Source organism: Deltaproteobacteria bacterium (assembly GCA_016218975.1).
GTDB lineage: Bacteria > Desulfobacterota > Deferrimicrobia > Deferrimicrobiales > Deferrimicrobiaceae > JAENIX01.
Map to the genome: position 1 here is coordinate 1 of JACRCO010000095.1, position 4,366 is coordinate 4,366.

General features: G+C 62.9%; 3 protein-coding genes. All 3 read right to left on the bottom strand.

What is annotated here, in order from left to right:
* The coding region (locus tag HY896_13475) for an MMPL family transporter (GenBank protein MBI5577357.1) at nt 1-2,295 on the bottom strand (2,295 nt) is incomplete at its 3' end.
* Nucleotides 2,296-2,305: 10 nt separating this feature from the next.
* Nucleotides 2,306-3,478, bottom strand: a complete 1,173-nt coding sequence (locus tag HY896_13480) for an NAD(P)/FAD-dependent oxidoreductase (protein MBI5577358.1) — start codon at nt 3,476-3,478, stop codon at nt 2,306-2,308.
* A gap of 11 nt (nt 3,479-3,489) precedes the next feature.
* Nucleotides 3,490-4,366 (bottom strand): MFS transporter (locus HY896_13485; GenBank protein ID MBI5577359.1); only part of this gene is annotated, 877 nt, incomplete at its 5' end.

The window sequence follows — 4,366 nt, forward strand, 5'->3', positions numbered from 1 at the left end:
CAACCGACCGGGGAACAGGGCGACAAGCGAGGGAAGGAAAAGTATCGTCGCCGCCGCCGATAGCAGCATGATTGCGATCATGAAGGCTCCAACAGTGATATATGGAGTCAGGGCGGCGAAGATCATCACGGCGAATCCCGAGGCGAAAAGGACGGCGTTTCGGAGAATCCCCTTACCCGGGCGGGCCACGGTCCACAGCAAGGCCTCCTTGACGTCGTTTGTCTCCGCGTATCTCTGCCGAAAACGGCTTGCGAAGTGGATGGCGAAGTCGACTGCCAGGCCCAGGGAGAGGGTGGAGAGGACCGAGATGGGCATGTCGAAGTCCTTCCCGATGAACCCCACCACCCCGTAGATGAGGACGATGGTGAAGACGAGGGGGATCGAGCTGACGATCCCCCACCAGAAGGAACGGTAGGCCAGCACCATGAGGAAAAGAACGAATACGCAGGACGCGATGAAACCCGATAGCATCCCCCACAGTACATCGTCGTTCCAGACCATGTTGAAATAGGCGATTCCCGCCGGCCGGATCTCGACCCCCGGGACGGGGTTCGCCCGAAGATCCGCGCGGACGTTCTCAAGGAGGGCCTTCGTGTCCACGGCATCCCACGACTTGAGCTGGACGATCACGTTGGCCTTCGTGTACGGATAGTCGATGACGTTGTTAAGATCCCTCGGCTTGGCCGCCATGTTGAACAGGAGAAGATACTGGCCGATCGTCTCCCGGGAGTCGGGAACGGTTTCGTGGGCGGGGTCGTCGTCGTTCAGAACCCGGTTGACCCGCTTCACGTAATCGACCACGGAAACGGTCTTCCCGACGGGGTACTGCCGTTCGATCTCCTTTTGAAGCCGTTCCAGCGACCGCAGGACCCGGGGATCGGCGATCCCCCCCTCCTCCTTCGCATCGGCCACCATGTACAATGTGGCCGTCCCCCCCATCTTTTCGTTCAACACCCGGTCGGCCTTCCGCACTTCGCTCCCGGTCTTGAACCAGTGGATCATGTTGTTGTTGACACGGATGCGCGCAATCCCCACGACCGACACGGCGATCAGCACGACGCCCGCCAGGACCACCACGGTCTTGCGCGTTATAGCGAATCGCCCCGCTGCGTAAAGCCATCGGGAAACGGCCCCGCCGGGATCAATTCTTACGTTCATCCGTTCGATGCGTTCCTCCTTCATCAGGGACATCAGGGCGGGGACCAGCGTGAAGCTCATCAGAAGGATGACAATGGTCCCGAAACCCACCAGGAGGCCGAAGATCTTCACTGGGACTATGGGGCCCACCGCGAGCGAGGCGAAACCCGCCGCCGTGGTGAGATCCGAATAGGTGATCGGCGTGGCGGTGGCCTCCATCGTCTCAAGGATCGCCTGCCGCTTGTCGCGCACGTCCTTGTGCCGGAAGTAGAACTCGTTGAAAATGTGCACCGTGTCGGTGCTGATGGCCATCAGGAACACGGGGCTCATCGATGCCATGATGTGGATCGGGATCCCCAGGCCGATGAACAGTCCCATGGCCCAGACGATGGCGATCATGGCAACCCCCATGTTCGCGATCACCAGGGTGGCGCTGCGGAACATCACGTAGAGCGCAGCCATCATCACCATGCCGGCAAGGGGGGAAAACCACGCCATCTGGCGGAACATCTCGATCCCGAAGGTGTCGCGGGCGACGGGATCGCCGGCGAGAAAATACCGCTCCGGCCCCATTTCGGCTGCGACGATCTCCCTGATCCGGTCCGCGACGACCTTTCCGTTCGCCCCCTTTTCGATGGGGACGTAGATCGCCGAGACCGTCCCGTCGGCGGAAACCAGGCGGCCGATCACGACCGTGTTGCCGGCGATACGCTTCCGCAGGGCGTCCAGTTCCTCCGCCCCCTCGGGAACGCGGCCAAGGAGCGGTTGGGCCCGGAGCGTCTCCCCCTCCACGGTCACGTCGTCCACCGTGGGAAGACTCACCACGTCCCGCGCGACAACGCCCGGAAGTTTCAGAATCTCGTCGGTGATTCGCTCGATCCGCCGGAGGCTTTCGGGATTGAAAAGACCTCCTTCGTTTCGTATCCCGACGACGATCACGTCCGGGTGGAGCCCGAACCACCCCTCGACCTGGTCGTTGTACCGCCGGACCTGCGAAGTTTCGGGAAGCATGTTCTTGGGGTCCGTGTCGATCCTGATCTTCGGGAACTGGAGGCCGAAGGCGACCGTGATCAGGAGCGCCAGGCCCACGACGAACCGCGGGTGGGTCGCCGAAAATTCAACGAGCCTCCGCCTAAATCGTACGAGCCTGTTCAGCACCTTCATCCCCTTAGAACCAGTGACGTAACCACCATTTCTCGAAAAGGACCTTCGCGATGCGCCACGGCCGAGTGGGTCGGCCGAACGTAACCGCCGGCTGCGGCTCCCCGTAGAAGTTACCGCTCCCGTATCCGGCCATCCCGTAACCGGTCTCCAGGAAGCAGTACCCCTTTCCACTGAAGATTTCGCTGCCGGTTCCGCCCTTGACCTCGGAAGCGATGTTGAAGGCGACCGCCGCCGCCTGGAAGTGGGCGAACACTCCCGCCTTTGGAAGCGGAAGGGGCATGTCGGGCCGGTACCTCCCGGGGAGCGAAATGGACGCGACGTCCCCAAGCGCGTAGACGTCATCTAATCCCGTCTTCAGCGTTCTCCTGTCCACGGAGATCCAGCCCGCCTCGTTCGCCAAGGCGGATTTCCGGACGACTTCGGGACTTCGGTGGGGCGGCACGGCGACAAGGAGGTCGAAACCGGCCTTTTGGCCGTTTTCGAAGGCGATCTCCTTTTTCCCCGCGTCCACCGAGGAAAGCTTGTGCTGCGGATGGAAACCGATGCCCCGTTCATCCAGGAACCGCTTCACGGCGGTTCCCACTTCAGTTCCGGCGACAGGCATCGGCAGCGTCTCCGGCGTGAAAACGCGCAGATCGACTTTGTCCCGGATTCCCCTTTGCCTGAAGGCGTACTCCATCAAGAGGGCCGTCTCATAGGGGGCGGCCGGACATTTGAAGGGAAGCGCGGAGATGACGACGGCCACTTTCCCGCCGGCGAAATTTTTCAGGGCATCCCGGAGCGCGACGGCGCCATCCAGCGAATAGGGAGTGTGTGCGGAGCCGGATAACCCAGGAACGGACTGCGGGTCGAGTTCGGCGCCGAGGGCGAGAATCAGGTAATCATAGGCGAAATCACCGGCGCCGGTTTTCACGAGCCGGTTCCCGGGGTCGATCTCCAGCGCCTCGGCGTTTACGTATTCGATCCCCTTTCTCCTCAACAGGCTCAGATCCCGGATGATTTGGGGAGGAGTGCGCCACCCCAGCATGAGCCACGTGAAGGAGGGAGCGAATATATGGCGGGTATCCCGATCCACAAGGACGACCCGGTGTTCCCTCCCCAACATCTTCCGGAGCTTGCTGGAGGCAACGAGTCCCCCGACGCCCCCGCCCAGAACGACGACCGTTTTTCCCGCCATTGCCGCCTTCCCTACACCCGTTTCAACGTTTCGCTCATGCGCAATGCGACGATCGTTCCCGATGCGAAGGTAAGCGCTGCGATCACCGCGATGGCCCATTCGATCCCGAGCAGGTCCGCGACGATCCCCGCCAGCAGCGCGCCGAACGCGTACCCGGCGTCCCGCCAGAGCCGGTAGACCCCCACCGCGGAAGCCCGCCAGGACGGATGCGCCACGTCCCCGATGGCGGCCAGGAGGGTCGGGTAGACCATCGCCGTGCCCACCCCGAGGAAGACGGCCCCGCCGAACCACGGGACGAAGGAGCGGGTCGCGGCGATCGCCCCGATCCCCGCCGCCTGGACCCACATTCCGCACGCGATCATCCACTTTCGTCCGATGCGGTCCGAGAGCGCTCCCGTCCCGAGCTGGCAGATACCCCACACCGCCGGATAGGTTGCGGCGAGGACGGCGATCCTTTCCACGGAAAGATGCGCGGCGGCGAAAAAGAGCGGGAAGAGCCCCCACGCCATGCCGTCGTTCAGGTTGTTCACCATCCCCGCCTGGCTGCAGGAGAAGAGGTCCGGGTTCTTGTAGCTGGTGCGCGCGAAAATGTCCTTGAACGGGACATCGGCCGCGCTGCCATGGTTTTTTGCTTCGTGGCGGGCATGCCCGTGGGTCTCCCGGACGAAGAACAGGGACAGGATCAGGCCCAGCACGACGAATCCCACCCCAAGGTAGAAGGGGGCAGGCCGCAGACCGTAGGCTGCTGCGATGTACCCTGTGGCCAGCGCCGCCAGGGAAACGGCCAGATACCCGGAGAACTCGTTCAGTCCCATCGCCAGCCCTCGCCGCTTCGGCCCCACCAGGTCGATCTTCATGATGACCGTGGTCGACCAGCAGAGCCCCTGG

What these genes read in the sequence shown, in the direction of transcription:
- HY896_13480 (MBI5577358.1), bottom strand. Translation starts at nt 3,478, where the DNA reads ATGGCGGGAAAAACGGTCGTCGTTCTGGGCGGGGGCGTCGGGGGACTC.